The organism is Mesorhizobium sp. M0019, assembly GCF_040323975.1.
Lineage (GTDB): Bacteria > Pseudomonadota > Alphaproteobacteria > Rhizobiales > Rhizobiaceae > Mesorhizobium.
The window spans coordinates 124155-148413 of record NZ_JAMYVK010000010.1 but is presented as its reverse complement, the minus strand read 5'-3'; the positions used below and the strand labels follow the sequence as shown (position 1 = coordinate 148413).

General features: G+C 64.1%; 25 protein-coding genes. 12 read left to right on the top strand and 13 right to left on the bottom strand.

The features are described from left to right. Positions 1-19 precede the first annotated feature (19 nt). The 9 genes from NKK47_RS10520 to NKK47_RS10480 all read left to right on the top strand — a co-directional run bounded on the left by NKK47_RS10520 (position 20) and on the right by NKK47_RS10480 (position 8487). Positions 20-484 (top strand): hypothetical protein, encoded by a 465-nt coding sequence (locus NKK47_RS10520; protein WP_352576492.1) that lies wholly within the window; start codon positions 20-22, stop codon positions 482-484. A gap of 130 nt (positions 485-614) precedes the next feature. Next, positions 615-2051: a multicopper oxidase family protein gene (locus NKK47_RS10515; RefSeq protein WP_352576490.1), complete on the top strand. Its 1437-nt coding sequence runs from the start codon at positions 615-617 to the stop codon at positions 2049-2051. Between the two features lie 29 nt (positions 2052-2080). Further along, complete coding sequence (locus NKK47_RS10510; protein ID WP_352576488.1) at positions 2081-2521, top strand: DUF411 domain-containing protein; 441 nt, start codon at positions 2081-2083, stop codon at positions 2519-2521. A gap of 7 nt (positions 2522-2528) precedes the next feature. Next, positions 2529-3056 carry a TlpA family protein disulfide reductase gene (locus NKK47_RS10505; protein ID WP_352576486.1) on the top strand — a complete coding sequence of 176 codons (528 nt, stop codon included), beginning with the start codon at positions 2529-2531 and terminating at the stop codon, positions 3054-3056. Positions 3057-3122: 66 nt separating this feature from the next. Further along, positions 3123-3806 carry an SCO family protein gene (locus tag NKK47_RS10500; RefSeq protein ID WP_352576484.1) on the top strand — a complete coding sequence of 228 codons (684 nt, stop codon included), beginning with the start codon at positions 3123-3125 and terminating at the stop codon, positions 3804-3806. A 53-nt stretch (positions 3807-3859) separates the two neighbouring features. Then, a complete protein-coding gene (locus tag NKK47_RS10495) occupies positions 3860-4639 on the top strand; it encodes a DsbA family protein (RefSeq protein WP_031211922.1) in 780 nt (259 codons plus the stop codon). A 65-nt stretch (positions 4640-4704) separates the two neighbouring features. Beyond that, on the top strand, positions 4705-5202 hold the full coding sequence (locus tag NKK47_RS10490; protein ID WP_352576483.1) for a hypothetical protein: 498 nt from the start codon (positions 4705-4707) through the stop codon (positions 5200-5202). Positions 5203-5342: 140 nt separating this feature from the next. Beyond that, the gene (locus tag NKK47_RS10485; protein WP_352576481.1) at positions 5343-5585 is read left to right on the top strand and encodes a hypothetical protein; all 243 of its coding nucleotides are present in this window, start codon (positions 5343-5345) and stop codon (positions 5583-5585) included. Positions 5586-5952: 367 nt separating this feature from the next. Beyond that, on the top strand, positions 5953-8487 hold the full coding sequence (locus NKK47_RS10480; RefSeq protein WP_352576479.1) for an NAD-dependent epimerase/dehydratase family protein: 2535 nt from the start codon (positions 5953-5955) through the stop codon (positions 8485-8487). On the opposite strand, the gene NKK47_RS10475 is transcribed toward NKK47_RS10480, so the two are convergent. The 3 genes from NKK47_RS10475 to NKK47_RS10465 are packed head-to-tail and all read right to left on the bottom strand — an operon-like array spanning position 8484 to position 11478. Beyond that, positions 8484-9704: an NAD(P)/FAD-dependent oxidoreductase gene (locus tag NKK47_RS10475; protein WP_352576477.1), complete on the bottom strand. Its 1221-nt coding sequence runs from the start codon at positions 9702-9704 to the stop codon at positions 8484-8486. The genes NKK47_RS10480 and NKK47_RS10475 overlap by 4 nt on opposite strands. Continuing rightward, positions 9701-10414 (bottom strand): methyltransferase domain-containing protein, encoded by a 714-nt coding sequence (locus tag NKK47_RS10470; protein ID WP_352576475.1) that lies wholly within the window; start codon positions 10412-10414, stop codon positions 9701-9703. The genes NKK47_RS10475 and NKK47_RS10470 overlap by 4 nt, the downstream gene beginning before the upstream one ends. Continuing rightward, complete coding sequence (locus NKK47_RS10465) at positions 10411-11478, bottom strand: type III polyketide synthase (protein ID WP_352576473.1); 1068 nt, start codon at positions 11476-11478, stop codon at positions 10411-10413. The genes NKK47_RS10470 and NKK47_RS10465 overlap by 4 nt, the downstream gene beginning before the upstream one ends. A 265-nt stretch (positions 11479-11743) precedes the next feature. Here NKK47_RS10465 and cueR point away from each other — a divergent pair, with 265 nt between their 5' ends. Further along, positions 11744-12142, top strand: a complete 399-nt coding sequence (gene cueR, locus NKK47_RS10460) for a Cu(I)-responsive transcriptional regulator (RefSeq protein WP_352576472.1) — start codon at positions 11744-11746, stop codon at positions 12140-12142. Continuing rightward, entirely contained in the window at positions 12139-12696 is a 558-nt protein-coding gene (locus NKK47_RS10455) for a cytochrome c (RefSeq protein WP_352576470.1), read from the top strand. Before cueR ends, NKK47_RS10455 begins: the two co-directional genes overlap by 4 nt. Positions 12697-12701: 5 nt before the next feature. Here NKK47_RS10455 and atzF read toward each other — a convergent pair whose 3' ends face one another. From atzF to NKK47_RS10415, 8 genes are read right to left on the bottom strand one after another with little or no spacing between them, the layout of a single operon-like run. Then, positions 12702-14510, bottom strand: coding sequence for an allophanate hydrolase (atzF, locus tag NKK47_RS10450; RefSeq protein WP_352576468.1), 1809 nt, complete (start codon positions 14508-14510; stop codon positions 12702-12704). Further along, on the bottom strand, positions 14507-14857 hold the full coding sequence (locus tag NKK47_RS10445) for a cupin domain-containing protein (protein ID WP_352576466.1): 351 nt from the start codon (positions 14855-14857) through the stop codon (positions 14507-14509). Before NKK47_RS10445 ends, atzF begins: the two co-directional genes overlap by 4 nt. Then, complete coding sequence (locus NKK47_RS10440) at positions 14850-15518, bottom strand: cysteine hydrolase family protein (protein ID WP_352576464.1); 669 nt, start codon at positions 15516-15518, stop codon at positions 14850-14852. Before NKK47_RS10440 ends, NKK47_RS10445 begins: the two co-directional genes overlap by 8 nt. Further along, the gene (locus NKK47_RS10435) at positions 15518-17050 is read right to left on the bottom strand and encodes an ABC transporter ATP-binding protein (RefSeq protein ID WP_023677213.1); all 1533 of its coding nucleotides are present in this window, start codon (positions 17048-17050) and stop codon (positions 15518-15520) included. The genes NKK47_RS10440 and NKK47_RS10435 overlap by 1 nt, the downstream gene beginning before the upstream one ends. Before the next feature lie 10 nt (positions 17051-17060). Then, positions 17061-17762 carry a biuret amidohydrolase gene (gene biuH / locus NKK47_RS10430; RefSeq protein WP_352576462.1) on the bottom strand — a complete coding sequence of 234 codons (702 nt, stop codon included), beginning with the start codon at positions 17760-17762 and terminating at the stop codon, positions 17061-17063. 14 nt (positions 17763-17776) lie between these two features. Beyond that, a complete protein-coding gene (locus tag NKK47_RS10425; RefSeq protein ID WP_352576460.1) occupies positions 17777-18703 on the bottom strand; it encodes an ABC transporter permease in 927 nt (308 codons plus the stop codon). Further along, entirely contained in the window at positions 18703-19827 is a 1125-nt protein-coding gene (locus NKK47_RS10420; protein WP_352576458.1) for an ABC transporter permease, read from the bottom strand. The genes NKK47_RS10425 and NKK47_RS10420 overlap by 1 nt, the downstream gene beginning before the upstream one ends. Before the next feature lie 20 nt (positions 19828-19847). Further along, positions 19848-20975 (bottom strand): BMP family ABC transporter substrate-binding protein, encoded by a 1128-nt coding sequence (locus tag NKK47_RS10415; protein WP_352576456.1) that lies wholly within the window; start codon positions 20973-20975, stop codon positions 19848-19850. A 322-nt stretch (positions 20976-21297) separates the two neighbouring features. Between NKK47_RS10415 and NKK47_RS10410 the strand changes: the two genes are divergently transcribed. After that, positions 21298-21957: a GntR family transcriptional regulator gene (locus NKK47_RS10410; RefSeq protein WP_352576522.1), complete on the top strand. Its 660-nt coding sequence runs from the start codon at positions 21298-21300 to the stop codon at positions 21955-21957. 97 nt (positions 21958-22054) lie between these two features. Here the strand turns inward: NKK47_RS10410 and doeB are convergent, their stop codons facing one another. Then, positions 22055-23056 (bottom strand): N(2)-acetyl-L-2,4-diaminobutanoate deacetylase DoeB, encoded by a 1002-nt coding sequence (gene doeB, locus NKK47_RS10405; RefSeq protein ID WP_352576455.1) that lies wholly within the window; start codon positions 23054-23056, stop codon positions 22055-22057. A gap of 5 nt (positions 23057-23061) precedes the next feature. Beyond that, positions 23062-24240 (bottom strand): ectoine hydrolase DoeA, encoded by a 1179-nt coding sequence (gene doeA / locus NKK47_RS10400; protein WP_352576453.1) that lies wholly within the window; start codon positions 24238-24240, stop codon positions 23062-23064. Positions 24241-24259: the final 19 nt, after the last annotated feature.

The following is a 24259-nucleotide window of genomic DNA, read 5'->3' as shown; positions in this document are numbered from 1 at the left end:
AGAGCTCGCGTCAGCCCCGATGTCGCGGCATCCGGAGCTTGCAAAAGCCGCACTTTACGGTCAACCTGAGCGGATGATGGCACGCCTGTCACCAAAACACCTCCTGGTCATGCTCCTCGCGGTCGTCGTGACCGCCGGGTTCAGCCTGTCCGCCGCTCAAGCTGCCGTCATGTCGGCCAGGATGGCAGTCGACGGCCGCATGACCATGGCCGCGGATACCGGCACCACCGACGCCGACATGGCCAAGATGGCCGATGCCAGGGACGGTGACTGCAACGCTTGCCTCAAGGGCTCGGCCGGCAATGACAAACCGATGCAATGTGCGCCGACCTGTGTCGCACCGGTTCTGGCGGTACTGCCGGAAGCTTTCCCCGTGACGGGACTGCCGCGGGTCGAGCTGCCGTCGGCGCTTACCGCCCCGTTCCTGCACGGGCGAAGTCTGCTGCCCGAGCCATTCCCTCCAAGACCCAGCGCTCTCGTCTGACGCCGTTTCTGCCGTTCCACGGCTGACTAGCGGCGTTTGATCGCCCGGTTGCGCGTACTGCGCAGCGGGCGCGGTGGCAATTCAATCGACGTCGCGACGTTCGCCGTCGGTTACCGCAAGGGTCACAAAAGTGAATTCCGTTTCAAATCCGTTCATAACGCGCCGCGAATTCCTGCTTGCGACAGCGAGCATTGCCGCCGCAGTGCCGATCCGCCCTGCGCGGGCGATGGCCACCGGCGAATACCGGATCAGGGTGGCGCCGGGCCAGGCCCGGTTCGCCGGCCCTGATGGTCCGCGCACTCCGGTATGGGCCTATGATGGCACGGTCCCCGGCCCGACACTGCGCTTACGCCAGGGGCAGCCCGCTCGGATCATCGTCGAGAACGGACTGGACGAAGACACCACGGTTCACTGGCATGGCATCCGGCTGCCGAACGCCATGGATGGCGTGCCCGGCCTGACGCAGAAGCCGATCAGGCCAGGTGAAAATTTCATCTATGAATTCACCCCGCCCGATGCCGGCACCTTCTGGTATCACCCGCACGCCAACAGCCTGGTCCAGCTCGGCCGTGGCCTTGCCGGCCCCCTCATCGTCGAGGAGGTCGAGCCGGTCGCCGTCGACCGTGACATTCTGTGGCTGCTGCAGGACTGGCGGCTTGCGGCCGATGGGCAGATCGCCGGCGGCTTCGGCAGTGCCATGGATGCGTCGATGTCGGGCCGCGTCGGCAATGTCGTCACCGTCAACGGCACGGGGCCAGGCGATCGGAGCGTGAAGGCCGGCGAGCGCGTCAGGCTGCGGCTCGCCAATGCCTCGCTTGCCCGCATGATGGCGCTGCGCTTCGAAGGCCACCGTCCGGTCGTCGTCGCCATCGACGGCCAGCCCTGCGATCCGCATGAACCGGAGGGCGGTCGCCTGGTGCTGGCGCCCGCCATGCGCATCGACATCGTGCTCGACATGCAGGGCCATCCCGGCAGCCGCCACGCGGTGATCGACGATTTCTACGACGGCCTCGCCTATACGCTGACCACGCTGGCCTATGACGCAGCGCCGCCGCTGAGAACCCATCCGCTCGACACGCCTGTCGGCCTGCCGCGCAACCCCTTGCCCCAGCCCGACCTCGCTGGCGCCGAGCGCCAGGAGATCGTCCTGCAGGGCGGCATGATGGGCGGCGGCAAGCTCAAGGGCGTCGGCGGCATGATGGGCATGGGGATGATGGGCATGAACGGCGGTGCGGCCTGGGCGATCAACGGCATGTCGATGACCGGCGACGGCCATGCCGGCATGGCGCCGCAGTTCACGCTGAAACGCGATGTGACCTGCCATCTCACCATGCGCAACGAAACCGCCTGGTGGCACCCGATGCATGTCCACGGCTTCAGCCTGTCGGTCATCTCGCGCAACGGCTCGCCGGTGCCGCACCGGCAATGGCAGGACACGGTGCTGCTCGCCCCCAAGGATACGATCGAATGCGCCTTCGTCGCCGACAATCCGGGCGACTGGATGCTGCACTGCCATGTCGCCGATCACCAGATGGCCGGCCTGATGACGGCGTTTCGCGTGACCTGAAACTTTTTATCCAACCAAGGAGAACTGCAATGAAACTGACCTACCGCCTTGCCGCACTGTCCCTGCTGATCGCAACGCCGCTGCCCGCCTTCGCCGCAACGATCAACGCCGTCATGTACAAGAACCCGCAATGCAGCTGCTGCGAGTCCTACGCCAACTATCTCGAGCACAACGGCTTCAAGGTCGACATCAAGCCGGTCAACAATCTCTCCCAGATCAGCAGCGATGCCGGCGTGCCGGCCGACCTCGAAGGCTGCCACACGCTGATGGTCGACGGCTATATCGTCGATGGCCTGGTGCCGGTCGAGATCGTCAAGAAGCTTTTGACCGAGCGCCCTGCCATCACCGGCATAACGCTCGCCGGCATGCCGGCCGGCGCCCCAGGCATGGGTGGTGAGAAGCAAGGCCCCTTCGTCGTCTACGCCTTCACCAAGGACGGCAACGCGCCCACCGTCTACGCGACCGAGTGAGGACATTGTGAGCAAACTAGCCATGGTCCTGGTTGGCATGCTGCTGGCGTTTTCGTGGCCGGTATCAACCGCTGAGCCGCCGCAGAACTTTGCCGTTCACGAGGCGCCCGTCCCCGTGCCGGAAATCAGCTTCGAGGACGGCAATGGCAAGCCGAAAATGCTTGCGGATTTCCACGGCAAGGTCGTGCTGCTCAACGTCTGGGCGACATGGTGCGCGCCCTGCCGCAAGGAGATGCCGACGCTCGATCGCCTACAGGCCAAACTCGGCGGTCCGGATTTCGAGGTCGTCGCGCTGTCCATGGACCGCGCCGGTCCTGAGATTGTGAAGAAGTTCTTCGCCGACATCGGCATCAAGCACCTCGCCCTCAACATCGACGTCTCGGGCAAGGCCATGTTCGCCATCGGCACCGTCGGCCTTCCGGCAACCCTGCTGGTCGACCGCGACGGCAAGGAGATCGGCCGGCTGATTGGGCCGGCCGAATGGGACGCCCCCGACATGGTCGACTTCATCCGCAGCCGCATCGCCGCCAAGTGAGAAGGGACAGATATGTTCGGGCTAAAGGCTCGCTGCGTTGCATCGGCTTTGAACGAATGGAGGTGCTTGCTGCTAAGCGTAATTGCCATTGCGGCGCTGACCGCGGGCTTTTCGTATCAGGCGCAAGCCCACTCGCTCGACGAAATCGACGCCACGCTTGAGGCCGACGAGAAATATTTCCAGCCGATCGACAAGCCGGCGCCTGATTTCACGCTGCGCACCGCCGACGGGCGTGTCGTGCGGACGGCCGATCTGCGCGGCAAGGTGGTCGTCCTCCACTTCATCTACACGTCGTGCCCGGATGTGTGCCCCCTTCATGCCGAGAAGATCGCCGAGATCCAGAAAATGGTGAACGGCACGCCGATGAAGGACCGGGTCAGCTTTGTGACCATCACCACCGACCCGACCAGGGACACGCCGGACGTGCTCAGCAAATACGGGCCGGCGCACGGGCTCGATCCCGTCAATTGGCTGTTCCTGACCACGATGGAGGATCAGCCGGAGGATGCGACCCGCAGACTGGCGGAGGCCTTCGGCCACAAGTTCACGCTGACGGATGATGGTTATCAGATGCACGGCACCATCACCCATGTGATCGACAAGGAGGGCCGCTGGCGGGCGAATTTCCATGGCCTGGATTTCGCGTCGGTCAATCTCGTCACATTCGTCAATGCGCTTACCAACAATGTCGAGCGCCCGCACCATGAGCAGGAAACGGGATGGTGGGCGAAAATCAAGGGCATGTTCTGAGGCATCATTTGCACGTGCCGGCGGTCCGGCGAAACAGAGGGAAGGAGAACCCTGTGACCCACAAGTCCAATCCATTGAGCGGAGCCGTCGGCAAAATGGCCCGTGCCGTCATGCTGGCCGGCGCGACGATCTGGCTCGCGCTCGGTCTCCACAATCAGGCGATCGCCGCGGGCGAGATGTCCCAGGACCAGTTCGACCAGCGCATTCACGACTACATTCTTGCGCATCCCGAGGTGCTCGTGCAGTCGCTGCAGAGCCTCGACGCCCGCCAGCGCGAGGCTGCCGCAAAAGAGGCGAAAGCCGCTTTGACGGACAAGGCGGACGAGATTTTCCGGGACCCGGCGAGCCCGGTCGGCGGCAACGCCGAAGGCGACGTCACCATGGTCGAGTTCTTCGACTACAACTGCCCCTATTGCCGGCAGGTTGCGCCGATCATGGCGCAAGCAATGGCCGACGATCCGCAGCTCAAGATCGTCTACAAGGAATTCCCGATCCTCAGCACGGATTCCGTATTTGCTTCCAAGGCGGCTCTCGCCGCAGTGCGCCAGGGCAAATACATGGCGTTCCACAAGGCCTTGTATGCGGTGAAGACGCGGGTGACCGAAGCGGTCGTGCTGAAGGTGGCTGCCGACGTCGGTCTCGATGTGGCTAAACTGAAGACCGACATGCAGCAGCCCGATATCCAGGCGTCGATCGACCGGAATACGCAACTTGCCCAGGCGCTGAAGATCAGCGGAACGCCAAGCTTCGTCGTTGGCGAGCAGATTTTCCCCGGCGCGACCGACCTCGCAACGATGAAGAAACTGATCGAGCAGGCGAGGACCAGCAAATGAGCCGAATATTTTGCCCAAACCGACGGACTGTTGTTCTGGGAAGCGCCTTTGGCGCCGCTGCGGTCGTGAGCCTGCTCAAGGGGCCGGATTTGGCGATCGCCGCTGAGGATCCCGATCTGGCACGCCGTTTCAGATATCTCAGCCAGAACGGCAACAGCACGTGTTCGACCAAGTTCACGGAATCGATCGCGACCATGCCGGCAACGTCGCGGATCACGGGCTCGTGCTGCAGCCCGATGGAGACGAAGCGCTATGCCGAGCAGGTGAGCGGCCTGGCCAGGTACCGCGAGATCGCGATGATCCCAAGCGATCCGTACGATATTCCGGCCGGCATCGCACAGAAGATGATGCCCTACTACGATGTGAAACTCTCCGGCGAAGAGCAGCAGGCCTACGACTATGCGATGGCCAATTCCAACGAGAAAGGCCCATGCTGCTGCCAATGCTGGCGCTGGAAAGTGTATGGCGGGCTGGCGAAGTTCCTGATCCGCGAGCACGGTTTCACCGGCAAGCAGGTCGTCGACGTCTGGGATCTCTCAGACGGCTGCGGCGGAGGAGAGTAGAGCCGGGCGACAACTCGGCTGCGGTTCAACAAGCGCTCTCAACCTGTTCTACCTTCTTGAAAGGAGCGCTTGACCTTCCGGTGGCTGGAACCGTCAGGCTTATTGCTAACTTCCGGAGGTCGTCCTCCGGAGGTCGTCCAATGGCGGACCGAACCATGAATGTCGAAAGGCAGCTACTGGCCCTGTTACAGAGGCATATCGGCAAGGCAGATCAGATGTCGCGGAACACTTGCTGCGGGCGCTGGAGGCGCTGGATTAAAGCCTTGCCCTTCCGGAGTTACCGCGCGGTCAGCATGTTCTGGCAGAAGCCTATTATGAACTCGTTCGTCGATAGCATTGAACGTGCCTTGATTGATCGGCAAGCCACCGCCTTCGTGGGCTGATCGAGTTCGCCTTGACGGGCGTACATGGCGAACTAGTTCCCCTCGCAATCGCCGGTGGCAGCGGCGGCGGGAGGGATGATTGTGATGATGATGGACGGTTCAATGTGGATGATGGGCGGCATGGCGCTCATTTGGGTCCTGGTGCTTGTCACCCTCGTGCTCGCGATCGCGGCGCTGGTCAAATATTTGCGAACCTGACGGCATAGGCAGTCGGGGTCAAAAGAGCAAAAAGGGCGGAAAGTTGTAGTCGTCATCGGAAGCAGCAGCGTCATCGGGTCGGCGTCGGAACTGGTCCGGCCCCTCGGCTCTTAACGTCTGTCGCCTTCGGCCCTCTCAGGAGTGGCAAATCGCCGGCTATGAGGTCTGGATGGCGAAGCGCAAAGACACGGTTATTGTTACCGGCAGCACCGGCTTCATCGGCTCGGCTCTGGTCAACAGCTTCGCCGACCGGTTTGCTCTCGTCGGCCTCGACCGGGCGGCGACGCGTCAGCCGCCGCCGGCCGCGGAGTGCGTCTGCATCGACCTGACATCGGAGGACGCCGTGGCAGCCGGCTTGGCGCGCGTGCGGACGGCCTATGGCGCCCGCCTCGCCTCGGTGATCCATCTTGCGGCCTATTTCGATCTCACAGGCGAACGGAACCCGCTCTACGAAAAGATTACGGTTGGCGGCACCGAGAAGCTCCTGCGCGCCCTGAAACAATTTGAGGTCGAGCAGTTTGTCTTCATGAGTTCGATGCTGGCGCACAAGGGTGGCCGACCAGGCGACATCATCGATGAGGATTGGCCGCTCGAATCGAACCTACCCTACCGCACCTCGAAGATCGAGACCGAGCGCCTGATCCATGAGCAGCACGGGGCGATCCCTGTCGTCTATGCCAGGCCGGCCGGCGTCTATGATGATCTCGGCCGTAACGCATTCCTCGCCAATCAGATTGCGCGTATCTACGAAGAGGATCCGACGGGGCATGTATATCCGGGTGACCTGCACACCGGGCAGTCGTTCCTGCATCTGGAAGACCTCACCGATGCGGTGGCGCGCCTTATAGATCGGCGGAAGAAACTTCCCACGGAGCTGGCGCTGCTTCTCGGCGAGCCTGAGGTCATGGGCTACGGCGAACTTCAAGCCGAGATTGGTCGGTTGATCCGTGGCGAGAACTGGGAGACACGGGAGGTGCCGAAGGCGCTCGCCAAGGCGGGTGCCTGGGTCCAACAGGACGTGCTGGGCGAAGAATCATTCGTTCGTCCCTGGATGGTCGATATCGCCGACGACCACTACGCGATCGATATCAGCCGTGCCCGCAATGTCCTCGGCTGGCAGCCCCGGCATTCCCTGCGCGAGACGTTGCCGCGGATCGTCGACGCGCTCAAGGCAGATCCCGCCGGCTGGTATCGGGCCAACAAGCTCAACGCGGCCAAGGTGGCCGGCAGCGGAACAAAAGCGCGAGAGAAAGACAAGGCGTTCGAGGCCAAACACGACAAGATGAAACCCGGACACATGGCCGAGATGGCGGGGATGGGCCAGCAGATGCTGTGGGCTCATTTCCTGGTCATCACGCTTGGCGTGTGGCTCCTCACCAGCCCGCTTCAGTTCGCGCTGTTCGATCCGGCGGCGGCCGGCACTGTGCGTGACGTCACGCAAGAGCGTGGACTGTGGGAACCGGTGCTGCGCAACGCGCTCACCGGCTGGAGCGACATTGTCTCGGGCTTGCTGCTGATGCTGTTTGGCGGGCTCGCACTGTCGCCGCGTTTTTCCTGGGCGCAATGGGGCACGACGATCGCCGGCCTGTGGCTGCTGTTCGCGCCGCTGTTCTTCTGGACGCCGAGCGCCGCCGCCACCATGAACGACACGATCGTCGGCGCGCTGGCCATCGCTTTCTCGGTGCTCGTCCCGATGATGCCGGGCATGAGCCACGAAGGGATGATGGACGAGAGCACCGTTTCGCCTGGCTGGACCTACTCGCCGTCATCCTGGCTGCAGCGCCTGCCGATCATCGCGCTCGGTTTCTTCGGTTTCCTCATCGCCCGCTATCTCACTGCCTACCAGCTCGGCCATGTGGGTGCCGTCTGGGAGCCGTTCTTCCCCGGCGGAGACGGCAGGAACGGCACGGAATTCATCATCACATCCGACGTTTCTCGAGCCTGGCCAGTCGCTGATGCCGGGCTTGGCGCCGTGGCCTATATGATCGAAACCCTGATGGGCGCGATGGGCACGGCGACCCGCTGGCGCACCATGCCCTGGATGGTGACCTTCTTCTTCATCCTGGTGGTGCCGCTCGGCGGCGTCTCGATCTTCTTCATCATCATCCAGCCGATCATGATCGGCACCTATTGCACACTGTGCCTCATCGCGGCGGCGGCCATGCTGGTCATGATCCCGCTGACGCTGGACGAGGTGGTCGCCATGGGCCAGTACATGCTGCGCAGCGTGCGGGCAGACCGTCCGTTCTGGCGCACCTTTTTCCAAGGCGGGCCGGAGCCGAACGGCGAGGCGGACAAGAACGATCCCGGCTTTTCCGCCGCGCTTGCCGCACAGTCCGCCGCAGCCATTCGCGGTGTCACGTTTCCATGGACGCTGGTCGCATGCTGTATCGTCGGCGGTTGGCTGATGGTCTCGCGGCTGGTCTTCGGCACGGCCGGCGCCATTGCAAACAGCGATCACCTCTCGGGCGCCATGATCATCACGATCGCGGTCTGCGCCATGGCCGAGGTGGCACGGCCGTTGCGTTTCCTCAACCTGCCGTTCGGGTTATGGCTGATCGCAGCGCCCTGGCTGCTCGACGGCGCGACCAGAGGTTCGACATTGAACAATGCCGTTGCAGGGCTAGTTGTGATCGGCCTCAGCCTGCCTCGGGGGCGCCGAAGCAAGGAGCACTACGGCTCATGGGACCGCTATGTCGCCTAGACGAAGCCTGGAACCGGCCTGGTCTTGCCGCTCAGTTGCGCGCCCAGCGTCAGTGCCTGCGGGAAATTCCGGACGATCGCCGCCATCAAGGTGGCGCTGCCGGGGCGAAGGGCAATTCCGGCAACGGCCGCGGCGGCGTAGACCCGTGTCGAAAACAGTCTTTTCCAGGCCGCCTCGTAGCGTCTGGCGGCAGCCTCGCGCCCCGCTCGGCCACTTGGCGAGCATGCGAGTTCGCAAGCCAGCAGCCAGCCGGACTGAAGCGCCATCGAGATGCCCTCGGCGATGACAGGATGAGACTCTCCGGCTGCATTGCCGACGCGGAAGATGTCCCCTTCGTAGCACGAGCGAATTCCCGGCCGGATCGGACCTGCGGCAAGCCACGGACCGTCGAGGAGAGCCGGTTCCAGGGCGTCCCGCACGCCCCGGCATGAATTCAGGAGATGCCGGGAGACCGCATCGGCGGCCGACACGTGGCTCCGTTGTTTGGGGCCATATTGTTTACGCAGCCGCGCGAGCATATCGCGCCGGATGCAGCACGAGATCGACAACCGGCCATGATCCGCCGAAACCATTCCGCCATAGCCGCCGGGGAAGGCCAGCAGAGGCATCAAATCCGGCGCCAGGGACGACCCGGTGAAATGCGCCTTGAAGCCGAGCAGGTCCGACGGGCGATTGGCCTTTCCGAGCTGGCTGGGCAATGGTCCCGGTTCCCAAGAGCCGTGAGCGGCGACAATCACCGGCGCACGCAACATCGCCGCTTCATCCCCGGCCTGAATTCGCACCCTTTGCATCTCACCGTCCGGCTCGATGGCGACGGCGCGGCAGGGCTGGAAGATTTCGACACCCGCCGATCGCGCCGCCTGTAGAAGCAGAGAGTCGAGAATGTCCCGGCCGAGCGCCCGGCCGAAGCTGTCTTTCCCACGAGGCCCAGCTCCTGTACGTGGCATTGCCGCCTCGACGCAGGTCTCGCCGGAAAACAAGCCGACGCGGCGGATTTCGGGGCCGGCATTGGTACGCCAGGCATCGCCGATCTCGAGCCGGTCGAGAAGCGCAAGATTGCTTGCCGAGATGTATTCGCCGCAGACCTTGCGGCGTGGAAACGCGGTCTTTTCCACAATGGCCACGACCCACCCGCGCCGGGCCAGCGTGAGCGCGACGGAGGTGCCCGCCGGGCCGGCACCAATGACGATCGCGTCATGAGTCGACAATCGCGTCATGGCTCGACACTGGCACTGGCGCCGACGAAGATGTGGGAAAACAGGCCGGCGCGCCGCTCCTCGACCGGTTTGCCGTTGGCCGCAAGCCAGAGACGGGAAAGCTCGCTGCCGCGAAAGCCGGCACGCACGCTTTGCGCCGCATCGTTTCGTGTGACGTCATTGGCGCCGATTGCCGGCAGAAGACGGGTCGCGGCCAGCGGCAGTTTCGCCCGCAGCGGCTCTGTCGCAATGAGCAACGGGGCTTTCGGCCCGATCAGCGAAAACAGACGCACGAGCTGTGCATCATCGAGGTGATGCAGGAACAGATTGACGGTGACGGCGTCGAAACGCGCACCCTCGATCTTTCCTGCCCAGTCGAAGACATCGGCGGTGACGCCTTCCGCCCTCCATCCCAGCCGGTCAAAATCGCCGCGCAATTGCGCGGTGAGGAGGCCGACGCGGTCGAGCATCACCAGTTCGACCCCGGGCCAATGCCTGGCCATGCGCCGCGCCACCGCCAGCATGAAGGAGCCATCGCCGGCGCCGATCTCCAGGATGCGGCGTGGCGGCGTTGGCACGAACCTCCTGAGCAACGACGTCATGATCGGCGCCTGAAACATCAGCATATTGATGCGCCGAAGGTCGCGGCGCGCGGTCAGCGCTCGCGGATCTTCGGCCGCAAGTTCGTCGAGGATTTCCGGCGCAAGCTGCCGGTGCTCCAGGCCGCTCATGACACCGTTCGAAAGAGCATGGTTTCGGCCGTCAGCCCGGGTCCGAACGACATGCCGCAACCGAGCAGGCCGGGTGGCGCCTTCAGCATCTCCTTCATCACGAACATGACGGTCGCCGACGACATGTTCCCATACTGGCGCAACACCTCGCGCGATGGTTCCAGTGCGGTGGGCTCCAGTTCCAGGGCCCTTTCGACGGCGTCGAGCACCGAACGTCCACCCGGATGCACGGCCCAAAGGTCGATTGCCTCGGTCGGCCGGCCGCCGAGCATGGCGGCCTGGCTGTTCCGCAACGCCTCATGAATCGCTGCCGGCACCTGGCCGGAAAGAACCATTTCGAAGCCGTGGTCGCGAATATTCCAGCGCATCAGATCCCGCCGCTCCCTCGCCACCAGACAGTGAAAGCTATCGAGCTCGATGCCGGCCGGCTCGGCGGTGACGAGCGCAGCCGCGCAGCCGTCGCCCCAGAGGCAGAACGACAGCAGTTTTTCCAGTTCGGTGGTTTCGCGCAGATGCATCGTGCAGAGCTCGATATTGACCAGCAGGACCTTGGCCTGCTGGTCGGAGCGGACGATGTGGCGGGCCAGCTTGAGCCCGTTGATCGCCGCGTAGCAACCCATGAAACCGATCATCGTGCGTTCGACACTATCGGGAAGCCCGCAACGCGCGATCAGCTCCAGATCGACGCCCGGCGCCGAAAAGCCAGTGCAGGTGGTGACGATAAGATGGGTGATGCGGGAAGCGTCGTCGCCAAGCTGCAATCCGTCGATGCCCTTTTGCGCCAGAACAGGTGCGGCATCGTCGAACATCGCCATTCTCATGGCCGTTCCGGGAAACGCGCCCCGGATGAAGGTCCCGGCCAGGTCGGCAGTTGGTCCTTCGGGGTCGGACGCCGGCGCAAAGCAGGAATAGCGGTGCTCGATGCCGGCAAGATCGGCCATGCGTTCGAAGAGTCTCCGGCGATCGGCCGCGAGCATGGAGGCCGCGAAACGCAGGTAGAATTGATGAACCTCGTGCTCCGGCACCGCCGTCGCGATCCGGTTGATATAGGCGTTGACGGGCATATTCTGTCTCCTCGGCGTGTGCACGGTGTAACGTGCCGCCGGAGGGTCCTTGCTCATCGTTACCCGGTGTCGAACACCGGGTTTTGAGCGCTGTTCGATAAACGTTTCCGAAAACTGATTTCTTCCCGAAGGTTCAGTGTGCGCTGTTGGCAGGCAAACGGTTGGAGCGGGCGGGCGGTTGCGTCGGGCATCCAAAATCGCCACATCATGTTGACCTTCCATCTACTGGAAGGTCTATTTCCTCCGACAAAGGAGATTTTCCACCATGAACATCGGCGTCGCATCCGAAAAATCCGGCCTGCCGTCCAAGACGATCCGTTATTACGAGGACATCGGGCTCTTGCATCCGGCACGGACAGACAATGGCTATCGCGATTACTCGACGGCCGATATTCACCGGCTACGCTTCCTGCAGCGCTCGCGAAGCCTGGGGTTTTCGGTCGACGAATGCCGCCAGCTGCTGTCGCTGTACCAGGACAGGGAACGTGATAGCGCCGACGTGAAGGCGATCGCGAAAGCCAAGCTGGTGGAGATCGACAGGAAGATCGCCGAACTGGTCGGATTGCGCGGCTTGCTCCACCATCTGGTCAGTCACTGCCACGGCGACGAGCGGCCGGATTGCCCGATCATCGACGAGCTGGCAGGACAAGGCGTGGCCCAGTGAGGCTGGTGGCGCTGGTAACGGTGCTATCGCTTGGCTGCGCCTCTGTCGTGCTCGCTGCTGCCCATTCGGACCGGGATGCGATCATCGAGGCTCGCCAGGCCTCGATGAAGGACATGGCCGCGGCGGCAAAGGCGATCGCTGGGATGTTCGACGGCAAGCAGGCGTACGACGCCGCAGCCTTCAAGGCGGCGGCCGAGACCATCCGCGCCCGCACCGGCCCTGCCCTGATTGCCGAATTCCCCAGCGCGACATTGGGAGCGCCTTCAGGCGCCAGGCCGGATATCAACCCCGCCCGCGCGGAGTTCGAAGGGCTGGCACGCCACATCGGAACGCTGGCCAGCGCCCTGGCCTCCGACGCCGAGCGGGCGCCGCCGCGCATCACCGACGACATGAGAATGGGTTCCGGCCTGGCAATGGGCGGCGGCAGCCTGCTTGGCAAGCGGCCGGGGCCGCCGGAAGCCGATCCCACTAAATTGCCGGCGGAGCACCTCCTGCACCTCATCTTGCAGGATTGCTCGAGCTGTCACTCGAAGTTCCGGCAAAGGGTCGAGTGATGGCGTCAGCTCCGCTGCAGCTGATCCGCCATGAAGTTGCGCCAGCCGCCGAAATGCGAGATCTCCTTTGCATCGGTGAGGCCGGCACTTTCGACGAGAAAGCCCTTCGGCGACGTTCCGTCATCGAGCAGAAGCGTGCCGATGCCGAGCGGCGGCGGGATCGCCGCGACGAAGCGGCCGAAGGCCTGCGGCGACAGCCGCCAGACTTCGACCTCGATCGCTGTCCCCTTGCCATTGCAGCTGCGCTCGAGCCCCGGTCGCGACACCGACTGGCCGGCGAGCGCATAAAGCCGGTAGAGCGGCGCCGTTCTTGCCGCCCGGGCGAAAATCGCGCCGAGCTGCTGCAACTGGCCGTTCAGCGCCATCCCCGATAGATGCGCGCCGACCACGGCCAGCTCGATCGTGCCCTCGTCCACGTCCACGCGAACATCGCCACGCGGCGGCAGCGGCCAGCCTGTAGCGCCCAGCGAAAGGCCGCTTGCCGCATGCACGTCGCGCGCAAGCGACGCCGTCAGATGGTCCTTGCCCGCCGCGGCAAGCAAGGTGACGCTCATCGGCAAACCGTCGCTACGGGTTCCGGTCGGCACGGCTATGGCACACATGTCGAGCAGATTGACGAAGTTGGTGTAAGTGCCAAGCCGACTGTTGGTGACGATGGGGTCTGCCAACACCGCTTCGACTGTGTAGTGCGTCGGCGCGGTCGGCACGCAGAAAACGTCGACCGAGGCGATGACCGGCGCAAGCTTGGCCTTATAGCCTTGCAGGGCATAGAGCCCCTTGAAAGCGTCCGCGGCGGAAAGTTTTCGCGCACCGCCGATGATCTGCCGCGTCACCGGATGCATGGCGGCCTCGTTGGCATCCATGAAGTCCCTGATCGCGGCGTAACGCTCGGCTACCCAGGCGCCTTCGTAGAGCAGGTTGGCGGCGGCGTAGAAATCGCCGAACGGGATTTCGACCAGCCTGCAGCCCAGCGTCTCCAACGAGGCAAGGGCGGCCTCGAAGCCCGCCTGCATCGCCTGGTCGCCGAAGAAGGTCCAGTCGGCCCTGGCCGGCACGCCAACCGTCAGCACCGGCGGGCGCGCGGCAAGAGCCTGAATGCAGAGGTCACGCGAATAGGGATCGGCGTGGTCCTTTGCCGCCGCCGCCTCGAACACGTGATAGCCGTCATCGACGGTGAGCGCGAAAACCGAGACGCAGTCAAGCGTCCGGCAGGCCGGCACGACGCCGGCGGCTGATAGCGCGCCGACACTCGGCTTCAGCCCGACGATGTTGTTGAGGCCGGCGGGTATGCGCCCCGAACCGGCGGTATCGGTGCCGAGCGCGAAGGAGACGATGCCGCGCGCCGTCGCCACGGCCGAGCCGCACGAGGAACCGCCCGGCACCAGTTTCGGGTCGATCGCATTCCTCGGGATTGGATAGGGCGTGCGAACGCCGACCAGGCCGGTGGCGAACTGGTCGAGATTGGTCTTGCCGACGACCAGCGCGCCGGCGGCCTTGAGCCGCGCGACGACGGTGGAGTCTTTCGTCGGCAAGTAGGCATATTCGGCGCAAGCCGCCGTGGTCGGCATGCCGGCAACATCGATGTTGTCCTTGACCGCGAACGGTATGCCCCACAGCGGCTTTGCCACGGGATCGAACGGGCCGAGCTTTTCCGCCTCGGCCAACATCTCCGCCCTGCTCGCCAGATGGATGAAGATGCCGGGGTCATCGGCCGCCGCGAGCCGCGCATCGACCGCATCGATCATCTCGCCGATGCTGACGCCGGCCTGATAGGCGGCGTGCAGGCTCGCTATGTCGAAGCGGATGTCGCTCATTTGGCCTCGCCCAGAATGACTACCGGCAGGTTCCACTGGATGAGCACCACGCAGCCATCCTTCGTCCACACCGAATGCTCGGTTCCGACCGGGTTCAGGATCACGCTGCCCGCGGCATGATCGCCGTTCTCGTCGCTCTGTGTGCCTTCCAGCACGATGATCGTTTCCAGCCCGGCATGGCGATGGCGCGGCACGCCGGCGCCGGGCCGGTAGTTCAGGATGGCGACCGACGGTTCCATCGGTCCACCCTTGAGCAGCCAATGCGCCGTAATGCCATCGCGGAAAGGCTCGAACGGCAGATCGCGCCAGCCACCATTGAGGAGGCCGGCAAAGGCAAGGTTAGGCATTGGCAATCCCCTCGAGCACCTGGTCTGTCGTCGCCGTCCAGCCGACGATGGCGCCCTGTGCCCTGATCATGGCAAGGGCTGCCGCCTTGAACTCGGCAAAATAGCTCTCGGTAGCATCCTCGGCCAGCAGGCATTCATAGCCGCGGTCGTTGGCCTCGCGCATCGTCGTCTGCACGCAGACCTCCGTCGTCACTCCGGCAAAGACCAGTTGCTGTGCGCCGAGCCGCTTCAGGTCATCGCCGAAGCTGGTGGCATAGAACGCGCCCTTGCCCGGCTTTTCGATGACGATTTCGCCAGGCAGTGGCGCAAGTTCATCGAGGATCGCCGTTCCCGGCTCGCCGACGATCAGCACACGACCCATCGGCCCGACATCGCCGATCCGGATCGATGGGTTGCCGCGGTTGCGCTTGGCCGGCGGCAGATCCGAAAGGTCTGCCTTGTGGCACTCCATCGTGTGGATCACCGGCAGGCCAGCGGTGCGGAACCCCTCGATCAATCTCTTCACCGTCGGCACAATCGCCGCCACCCGGCTGACGTCGTTGCCGAGGCTGGCGCCGAAGCCGCCGGGTTCAGCGAAATCGCGCTGCATGTCGATGACGACCAGCGCCATCGCCTCAGGCTTGAAGGAGAACGGAAACGGCAGCGCCTCGATCTCCGCCATCAGTGATGTCCCGCCATGTGCTCGCCGATCGTCTGCACGCTCGCCTGCGCAATCGGCGTCTCGTAGACCAGCGCGCCGTCCGACATGACGAAGATGCGGTCCGAGAGCTCGAGCAGCTCATCAAGGTCCTCCGACATAAGGAGCACCGCGGCGCCGGCATTGCGCGCCTTCATGATGCGGGCGCGTATTTCGGCGACGGCGGAGAAGTCGAGGCCGAAGCAGGGGTTCGACACGATGAGCAAATCGACCTCGCCGGTCAGTTCCCGCGCCAGCACCGCGCGCTGCACATTGCCGCCCGAGAGCGACGAAATCGGCGAAGCGAGGGATGCCGTCTTGACCTTGAACTGTTGGACCAGACGGGCCGCGTAGTCCCTGATCGCGCTCATCCTGATCCAGTTGACCGGCTTGCCGGCCTCGTTGAGGTCGAAGGTCCGGAAGGCCATGTTTTCCGCCACCGTCATCTTCGGTGCGCAGGCATTGCGCAAGGGCTCCTCCGGAATGAAGCGGACATTGAGAGTGCGCGCCTCGCTGCGGCTGGCGCCATAGGGCGAGCCTTTCACCAGAACGTCGCCGCCATTGCGCGCCCGCTGTCCGGCAAGGACTTCGAGAAACTCCTTCTGGCCGTTGCCGGAGATGCCGGCAATGCCGACGATCTCACCCGACTTCACATCGAGTTCGCCGATGTCGATGGTTTTCAAGCCGGTGCGGTCGGGCGCCTTCAGCGACTTTACCGTCAGCACCTGCCTGGCGCCGGCCGGCACCGGGGCGCGGCTGTCGAGCGCGGCGATCGGTTGGTCGCCGATCATCATCGCCGCCATCTGCTTGTGGGAAAGTTCGGAGACCTTTCCGGTTCCGGTCAGCCTGCCCTTGCGCAGCACGGTGATATCGTCGGCAAAGGCCGTCACCTCGTGGAATTTATGCGAGATCATCAGCACGGTGAGGTCGCCGGTCCTGGTCATGTCGCGCACCAGGCCAAGCACTTCGTGTGCCTCGCCGGGAGTGAGCACCGAAGTCGGCTCGTCGAGCACCAGGAAACTGCGGCCGAGATAGAGCTGCTTGATGATTTCGAGCTTCTGCTTCTCGCCGGCCGCAAGTTCCGCCACCTTGACGTCGAGCGGCAGCTTGAACGGCATACGCTGCATGAATTGCGCAAGTGCGGCGCGCTCCTTGCGCCAGTCGATGACGCCGGGCACCTTCTCGCGCGAAATGACCAGGTTCTCCGCGCCGGTCAGCGACGGGACGAGCGTGAAATGCTGGTAGACCATGCCGAGCCCGAGCGCCGAGGCATCCTTCGGACTGGCGATCGCGACCTCGCGGCTATCAACCAGCATGTCGCCGGCGGTCGGATGGTAAAAACCCATCATGCATTTGACCAGCGTCGACTTGCCGGCGCCGTTTTCGCCGAGCAGCGCATGGAACGATCCCGCCGGCACCTTGATCGAGACGTCGTCCAGCGCGGTGAAGGCGCCGAAGCGCATGGTCATGCCGATGGTCTCGACGCCGACGGCTTTCTTGCCGATGCTTCCGCTCAAGATCGTGTCCTCACGGCAGCTGCGCGACGAAGGATGCCGAATTCGACACCGCGCCGAACACGCCGCCCTGCATCTTGATCATCTTGATCGCGGCGAGATGGTTGCCGTAATCGGTCGCGCCGCAGCAATCCTCCAGCATCACGCATTCAAAGCCGCGATCATTGGCCTCGCGCATCGTCGTGTGGACGCAGACATCGGTGGTGATGCCGGTCAGCACGATGTTTTCGATTCCGCGCTGGTGCAGGATCAGTTCGAGGTCGGTGGCGCAGAACGAGCCCTTGCCCGGCTTGTCGATGATCGGTTCGCCCGCCGCCGGATAGAGGTCGGGGATGATGTCCCAGCCGGGTTCGCCGCGCACCAGGATGCGCCCGCAAGGTCCGGGGTCGCCGATGCCGGCATTGATGCGGCGCGAGCGCCAGCGCTTGTTGGCCGGCAGGTCGGCGAGATCGGGCCGGTGGCCCTCGCGCGTGTGGATGATGGTGTAGCCCTTGGCACGCATGGCTGCGAGCACCGACTTGATTGGCTCGATCGGCGCCCGTACCAGCGAAAGATCGTAGCCCATATGATCGACATAACCGCCCGGCCCGCAGAAATCGGTCTGCATGTCGATGATGATCAACGCCGTATTGTCCGGCCGCAGCTCGCCATTATAGGGCCATGGATAAGGGTCGGCGTCGATGTAGCGCTGGGTGATCTCGGCTCTGGCGTTCATCGGAAAAAATCCAGTCATTTGGTGATCGACAACTCGCCCGGCGCGCCGGCAAGCGAGCGGTTCGGCGACGATGTGGCGATCATGATAATGAGCGTGAGGATGTAAGGTGCGGCGTAGAAGAGATAGTAGCCCTGCGTCACCCCGACCGACTGCAACGCCGGGCCTAGCGCGCCGGCGCCGCCGAACAACAGTGCCGCGGCAAAGCAGCCGAGCGGATTCCAGCGCGCGAAGATAACCAGCGCCACCGCCATCAGGCCCTGCCCCGACGAGATGCGTTCGGTCCAGCTGCCGGGGTAATAAAGCGACAGATAGGCGCCGCCGATGCCGGCGAGCGCACCGCCGACGCCTGTCGCAAGCAGGCGCACGGTGTTGGGATTGAGCCCCATGGCGCGCGCCGCATCGGAGCTGTCGCCGACGACGCGCACGATCAGGCCGGCGCGGGTGTTGCGGAAGGCCCACCATAGGAACACGGCAAGTGCGGCACCAATCAGGAACAGGATGTTGACGTTGAGCGCCGCCTGCACCTGCGGGATATCCGACCAGCCACCGAAGGCGATGGCCGGCAGGTCTGGTGCCGAGGGCTGGATGAACGGCTTGCCGAAGAAGAAGGCGAGACCGGAGCCGAACAGCATCAGCGCGATGCCGATGGCGATGTCGTTCACCCCGCGGAATTTGCAGATCCAGCCGTGGAACAGGCCGAAGCAAAGACCGGCACCGGCGGCAGCCAGCACGCCGAGCCATGGCGAGCTGGTCACCACTGCGACCGCATAGGCGGTCATTGCGCCGAAGACCAGCGTGCCTTCGAGGCCAAGATTGATGCGACCGGAGCGCTCGGTGATGGCTTCGCCGAGCGAGACGAAGATGAAGGGCGTCGAAACGCGGATGGCGCCGCCGAGAATGGCGAGCGGCACGCCCCACAGGCCGATCTCGGTCGCGTTCATCAGGAGCCTCTCTTCCACAGATCGGGATTGAAGACCTTGAAGCGGCCGTAAAAAGTTTCGCTGAACAGGATGACCACGAAGAGCATGCCTTGCAGCACCAGCACGGTGGCGTCGGGCAGGTCCATGCGGCGCTGGATCAGCCCGCCCGAAGCGCCGATGCCACCGAGCAGGAAAGCGACCGGGATGATGGCGAGCGGATTGTGGCGGGCGAGGAAGGCGACGAGGATGCCGGTATAGCCGTAGCCGGCGGCGAGCGAGGCGTTGGCGCTGCCTTGCACGGCGCCGACCTCCAGCATGCCGGCCAGCCCGGCACAGCCGCCGGCGAGCCCGGTGAAGCCGACGATCAGCGGCCCGACGGCAAGCCCTTGCACCTGGGCCGCCCTGACATTGCCGCCGGCGATGCGAGCGGCAAACCCCCAGCGCGTCTTTTCGATCAGCAGCCAGGACAGGACGCAGGCGAGAATGCCGACGACGAGGCCCCAGTGCACGTCCATGCCTGGAATGTTGCCGATGCGGTAGGCATCCGCCAGCGGCTCGGTCGAGGGTTTGTTGAGCGAAGCCGGATCGCGCAGAGGCCCTTCGACCAGATGGTTCATCAGCGCGATGGCGATATAGGCCATCAGCAGACTGGAGATGGTTTCGTCGACGGCGCGGTAGTGGCGGAGTGCGCCGACGGCACCGATCCAGATGCCGCCGGCGACCACGCCCGCCACGCCCATCAGCAGGATGACCAGAAAAGCCGGCGCGCCATTCGCCGCGACGCCGATGGCGGCGGCGGCAACGCCGCCCAGCACGATCGCGCCTTCGCCGCCGATGACGACGAGGCCTAGTCGTGCCGGCAGCGCCACGCAGAGCGCTGCCAGTAAAAGCGGTGCTGCCCGCGACAGCGAGTTCTGGATCGAGAACCACGAGCCGAAGCCGCCGCGCCACATCGTCTCGTAGAGTTGCACCGGCGATTTGCCGACCAGCGCGATGAACACGCTGAACAGCGCCATGCCGACGATCAGCGCCGCGAGCGGTATGACGAACGCTTCCGCCCGCCGCGCCGTCCATTCGATCGCCGCCGGATAATTCCTGGCGCCAAACAGCGCTGGTGCGCCCGCAGTGCTGACAGTGTCTGCCATGGCCCCGTCTCCGATCCGGTTCAGGCGGTCGAACCGACGACGCCCTCGACCAGGTAGTCCATGCTTTCGAGTTCGAGCGCGGTCTCGGCGAAGGCCTGGCCTTCGGTCGCGACGACGACGCCCTTGTTGCTCTTCAGCGGACCCTTGATGACGGAAAAGCCGCCTTTCATCATTTCGGCCAGCGTGCCGTCGAACTGCTTGCGGGCGGCGTCGCCGACGGCGGGGCCGAGCGGGCTCATCTTGACGAAGCCGTCGGCCAGGCCGCCGCGCGTGAAGTTGGGCAGCGGCGTGCCGGCCACCAGATCGTCGACGAACATCTTGTAGACCTTGGCCCAGTTCCATTCCGCGCCGGTCAGGTATTTTTCCGGCGCTAGCGGGCTCTGGTTGGCATGATAGCCGCAGACGAAGGCGCCACGCCCGGCCGCCGTCTCGACCACCACCTTGGGACTGTCGACATGGCAGGTGATGACGTCGGCACCCTGGTCGACCAGCGCATTGGTGGCCTCCGCCTCCTTGACCGCCAGCGACCACTCGCCGGTGAAGATCACCTGGCAGGTGATGGTCGGGTCGACCGAGCGCGCGCCGAGCAGGAAGGAATTGATGTTGAGCAACACCTGCGGGATCGGCTTTGCCGCGACGAAGCCGAGCTTCTTGGCTTTGCTGGTGTGACCGGCGACGACGCCGTTCAGATACTGGCCCATGCCGATATAGCCGAAATAGGAACCGGCATTCATCGGATGCTTGTCCTTGTTCCACATGCCGCCGCAATGGCGGAACTGCACGTCGGGGAATTTCGCGCACATGGCGAGCATGTGCGGATCGAAATAGCCGAACGAGGTCGGGAAGATCAGCGACGCACCGTCGAGATTGATCATCGATTCCATCGTCTTCTGCACGTCGACCGTCTCCGGCACGTTCTCCTCCTCGACGACGGAAATTCCTTCGATCCCCTTCAGCGTGGCGGCGCCTTCGGCATGCGCCTGGTTGTAGCCGTAATCGTCCTTTGGCCCGACATAGATGAAGCCGACAGTGGCCGTCGCGGCGAAGGCCCTGCTGATCGGAAACGATGCGGACGCAAGGCCGAGCGCCGCTCCGGCGGCGGAGGTCTTGAGCAGGTCGCGGCGGCTAAGCATGAATCTCTCGGACATTGAATGCTCCCTCTGTGGGGCCTTTGGGGCCGGTTAACACCTCAATGAAAGAAGTGTATGCAATCAGCATGCCAGTTTCAGAAATGAGATTTATTCAGCAATATCAATGAGTGTGCCGATGTGGACTGCACAAAGCCGGAGCAATTGCATACACTTTTTGCCTCCAAAATCGCCAATTTGACATGAAGGCTAAAACATAGGCATACAGAGATGCGGAGGAATCGAAGCCGGTGAGTGGCTTACGGCTCTAGCGAAAAGACTGGACGGAGGAGACGTGTCGGGAAAGCGCAATTTGATCAGGTCGGGCACGACCGTCGATCAGATGGTGAGGGCGATCAGCGACCGGATCGTCACCGGTTTCCTGCGCCCGGGCGAAAAGCTCGACGAGGCCTCGCTCGCGGCCCGCTTCGACGTCTCACGCACGCCGATCAGGGAAGCGCTCAGCCGGCTCAGCGCCATGGGGCTGGTCGAAAGGCGGCCGAACCGCGGCGCCACCGTCGCCGTGGTGACGCAGGAGCACCTCGCCTCGATGTTCGAAAGCATGGCCGAGCTTGAAGCGATCTGCGCGCGGTTCTCGGCCGAGCGCATGACCGCTGGCGAGCGCCGCACGCTGGAGGCTGAGCACCAGGCCTCGGCGCGCTTCGTGCAGCTCGGTGCTGAAGAACAGTATGAGCTTTTCAACACCGAATTCCACACCCGGCTCTATCGCGGCGCCCACAGCAAGCACATTTATGAACTGACCGTCATGACCCGCGGCCGGCTGGCGCCGTTCCGGCGCGCGCAATTCATGCTGCCCGGGCGGCTGGCCCAGTCCTGGCAGGAGCATGACGCCATCGTCACCGCAATCATGCGCGGCGACAGTACGGCCGCCGGAACAGCCGCCAAGGATCATGTCTCGATCGTCAGCGAGGCGAGCGCCGTCTTTGCGATCGGCGATCGCCCCAAAGGCAGGACCGAGCCGTTCCCGACATCGGCTTCCTAGAGCATTTTGCAGCCAAGTGAATCACTTGGCGTCGCAGAAATGCGGCTAAACAAACAGATAGAGCGGGATGGGCGTTGAACGCATCCCGCTCTAGCCCTCAATCGACCAGCACGGCGACCACGGCAGCGCAGTCGCCGGCCTTGACCAGCCCCGGAAAATGCCGCGCCGCCAACAGACCGGACATTTTGGCCCGGATCTCCTGCGGAGCGCCGCCGGTGCGGCCTATGGAATGGATACGTGCCAGCACCTGGTTCTCTGCCACCGGCTCGCCGAGATCGATCATCGTTTCGATCATCCCGTCGTCCTCGGCGAACGAGAAGCAATCGCCGGACGGCATGTCGAGCCAGCGGGTCGGCTGCATCTCGACCGCGCCGGCGACGATGCCGGCATGGCGCAGCACATTGAGCACGCCGCGACGTGCGATCCGCACCGTTTCCGCGCGCGAAGTCCCGCCGCCGCCAAGCTCTGTGGTGATGAACAGCTTGCCCATCTCTTCGGCGGCAGTGTCGAACATGCCGACCGCGTCGATCTCCAGCATTTTCATCGACCATGGTGCGGAGAAGGCTTCAACCGCAGCGAAACCCTTCGCTTCCAGCACCTTGTCGGGCCGGATGTGGGCGGCGCAGAACGGCACGAAGTCGAGCGTCTTGCCGCCGGAGTGGAAGTCGAGCGCGATGTCTGTGCGGGGCAGAAGCTCGCGCTGGAAATAATCGGCGATCTTCTCGGTCACCGTGCCGTCGGGCCGGCCGGGAAAGCTGCGGTTGAGATTGCCCTTGTCGATCGGCGAGGTGCGTGTGCCGGCGCGGAACGCCGGATAGTTCATCGCCGGCACGATGATGATCGTGCCGCTGACGTCTTTCGGGTCGAGCGTACGGGCGAGGTCATAGAGCGCCAGCGGCCCCTCGTACTCGTCGCCATGATTGCCGCCGGTGAGCAACGCGCTCGGCCCCTTGCCGTTGCGGATGACGCAGATCGGGATCATCACCGATCCCCAGGCGGAATCATCGCGGCTGTAAGGCAGGCGCAGGAAACCGTGCTGCACGCCGTCGCGCTCGAAATCGACGGTCGGCGTGATCGGTGACGGGCGAAGGCTGGACATCGGGCTCAATTCTTCACCACCAGTTTGCGCGGCACATTCGCCAGGCACTCGACGCCCGTCTCGGTGATCAGGATGGATTCGGTGATTTCAAGCCCCATCGTCTCAAGCCACAAGCCGGTCATGAAATGGAAGGTCATACCGGGCTTCAACTCGGTGCGGTCGCCTGGACGCAGGCTCATCGTGCGCTCGCCCCAGTCAGGCGGATAGGAAAGCCCGATCGGGTACCCGGTGCGATTGTCCTTGACGATGCCGTACCGCTTCAGCACCGCGAAGAAGGCGTTGGCGATGTCCTCGCATGTGTTGCCGGGCTTGGCGGCGGCAAGTCCCGCCTCCATGCCTTCCAGCGTCGCCTTTTCGGCATCGAGGAATTCCTGCGTCGGTTTGCCAAGGAACACGGTCCGCGACAGCGGGCAGTGATAGCGGTTGTAGCAGCCGGCGATCTCGAAGAAGGTGCCCTCGCCCGATTTCATCGGCCGGTCGTCCCAGGTCAGATGCGGCGCCGATGCGTCGGCGCCCGACGGCAGCAGCGGCACGATCGCCGGATAGTCGCCGCCGATGCCGTCGACGCCGCGCGTGCCGGCATCGTAGATCTCGGCGACCAGGTCGCATTTGCGCATGCCGACCTCGATCTTGTCGACGATGCGCTGGTGCATCGCTTCCACGATGCGGGCGGCCTTGCGCATGTAGTCGATTTCGGTCGGGCTCTTCACCGCGCGCTGCCAGTTGACGAGTGCCGTGGCGTCGACGAAGCGGGCATTGGGTAAGTGCTTCTGCAGCGCTGCGAAGGCAGCGGCCGAGAACCAGTAATTATCCATCTCGACACCGATGCTGAGCTTGCCCCAGCCGCGATCGGAGAGCACGCTGGACAGAAACTCCATCGGATGGCGCTCGGTCGACTGCACATAGTGGTCGGCATAGCCGACGATGTTGTCGTGCGCGAGATAGGCGGTGCGCTTGGCGCCGTTGGCGTCCTGGCCGCGGCCGTACCACACCGGCTCGCCCGACGGCGGCACGATGACGGCCTGGTGCACATAGAACGACCAGCCGTCGTAGCCGGTCAGCCAGGCCATGTTGGACGGGTCGCTGACGATCAATAGATCGACGCCCTTGACCTGCATGGCCTTCCGCGTCTTGGCGAGGCGCTCCGCATATTCGCCGCGCGAGAATTTCAAATTAGGCTGCATTGTTCTTGGTCCTCTTTTG

What these genes read in the sequence shown, in the direction of transcription:
- NKK47_RS10465 (WP_352576473.1), bottom strand. Translation starts at nt 11,478, where the DNA reads ATGCCCGTCAACGCCTATATCAACCGGATCGCGACGGCGGTGCCGGAG.
- NKK47_RS10520 (WP_352576492.1), top strand. Translation starts at nt 20, where the DNA reads ATGTCGCGGCATCCGGAGCTTGCAAAAGCCGCACTTTACGGTCAACCT.
- NKK47_RS10445 (WP_352576466.1), bottom strand. Translation starts at nt 14,857, where the DNA reads ATGCCTAACCTTGCCTTTGCCGGCCTCCTCAATGGTGGCTGGCGCGAT.
- atzF (WP_352576468.1), bottom strand. Translation starts at nt 14,510, where the DNA reads ATGAGCGACATCCGCTTCGACATAGCGAGCCTGCACGCCGCCTATCAG.
- doeB (WP_352576455.1), bottom strand. Translation starts at nt 23,056, where the DNA reads ATGTCCAGCCTTCGCCCGTCACCGATCACGCCGACCGTCGATTTCGAG.
- cueR (WP_352576472.1), top strand. Translation starts at nt 11,744, where the DNA reads ATGAACATCGGCGTCGCATCCGAAAAATCCGGCCTGCCGTCCAAGACG.
- biuH (WP_352576462.1), bottom strand. Translation starts at nt 17,762, where the DNA reads ATGAACGCCAGAGCCGAGATCACCCAGCGCTACATCGACGCCGACCCT.
- NKK47_RS10480 (WP_352576479.1), top strand. Translation starts at nt 5,953, where the DNA reads ATGGCGAAGCGCAAAGACACGGTTATTGTTACCGGCAGCACCGGCTTC.
- NKK47_RS10475 (WP_352576477.1), bottom strand. Translation starts at nt 9,704, where the DNA reads ATGACGCGATTGTCGACTCATGACGCGATCGTCATTGGTGCCGGCCCG.
- doeA (WP_352576453.1), bottom strand. Translation starts at nt 24,240, where the DNA reads ATGCAGCCTAATTTGAAATTCTCGCGCGGCGAATATGCGGAGCGCCTC.
- NKK47_RS10485 (WP_352576481.1), top strand. Translation starts at nt 5,343, where the DNA reads ATGGCGGACCGAACCATGAATGTCGAAAGGCAGCTACTGGCCCTGTTA.
- NKK47_RS10440 (WP_352576464.1), bottom strand. Translation starts at nt 15,518, where the DNA reads ATGGCGGAGATCGAGGCGCTGCCGTTTCCGTTCTCCTTCAAGCCTGAG.
- NKK47_RS10470 (WP_352576475.1), bottom strand. Translation starts at nt 10,414, where the DNA reads ATGAGCGGCCTGGAGCACCGGCAGCTTGCGCCGGAAATCCTCGACGAA.
- NKK47_RS10420 (WP_352576458.1), bottom strand. Translation starts at nt 19,827, where the DNA reads ATGGCAGACACTGTCAGCACTGCGGGCGCACCAGCGCTGTTTGGCGCC.
- NKK47_RS10410 (WP_352576522.1), top strand. Translation starts at nt 21,298, where the DNA reads ATGGTGAGGGCGATCAGCGACCGGATCGTCACCGGTTTCCTGCGCCCG.
- NKK47_RS10415 (WP_352576456.1), bottom strand. Translation starts at nt 20,975, where the DNA reads ATGTCCGAGAGATTCATGCTTAGCCGCCGCGACCTGCTCAAGACCTCC.
- NKK47_RS10510 (WP_352576488.1), top strand. Translation starts at nt 2,081, where the DNA reads ATGAAACTGACCTACCGCCTTGCCGCACTGTCCCTGCTGATCGCAACG.
- NKK47_RS10425 (WP_352576460.1), bottom strand. Translation starts at nt 18,703, where the DNA reads ATGAACGCGACCGAGATCGGCCTGTGGGGCGTGCCGCTCGCCATTCTC.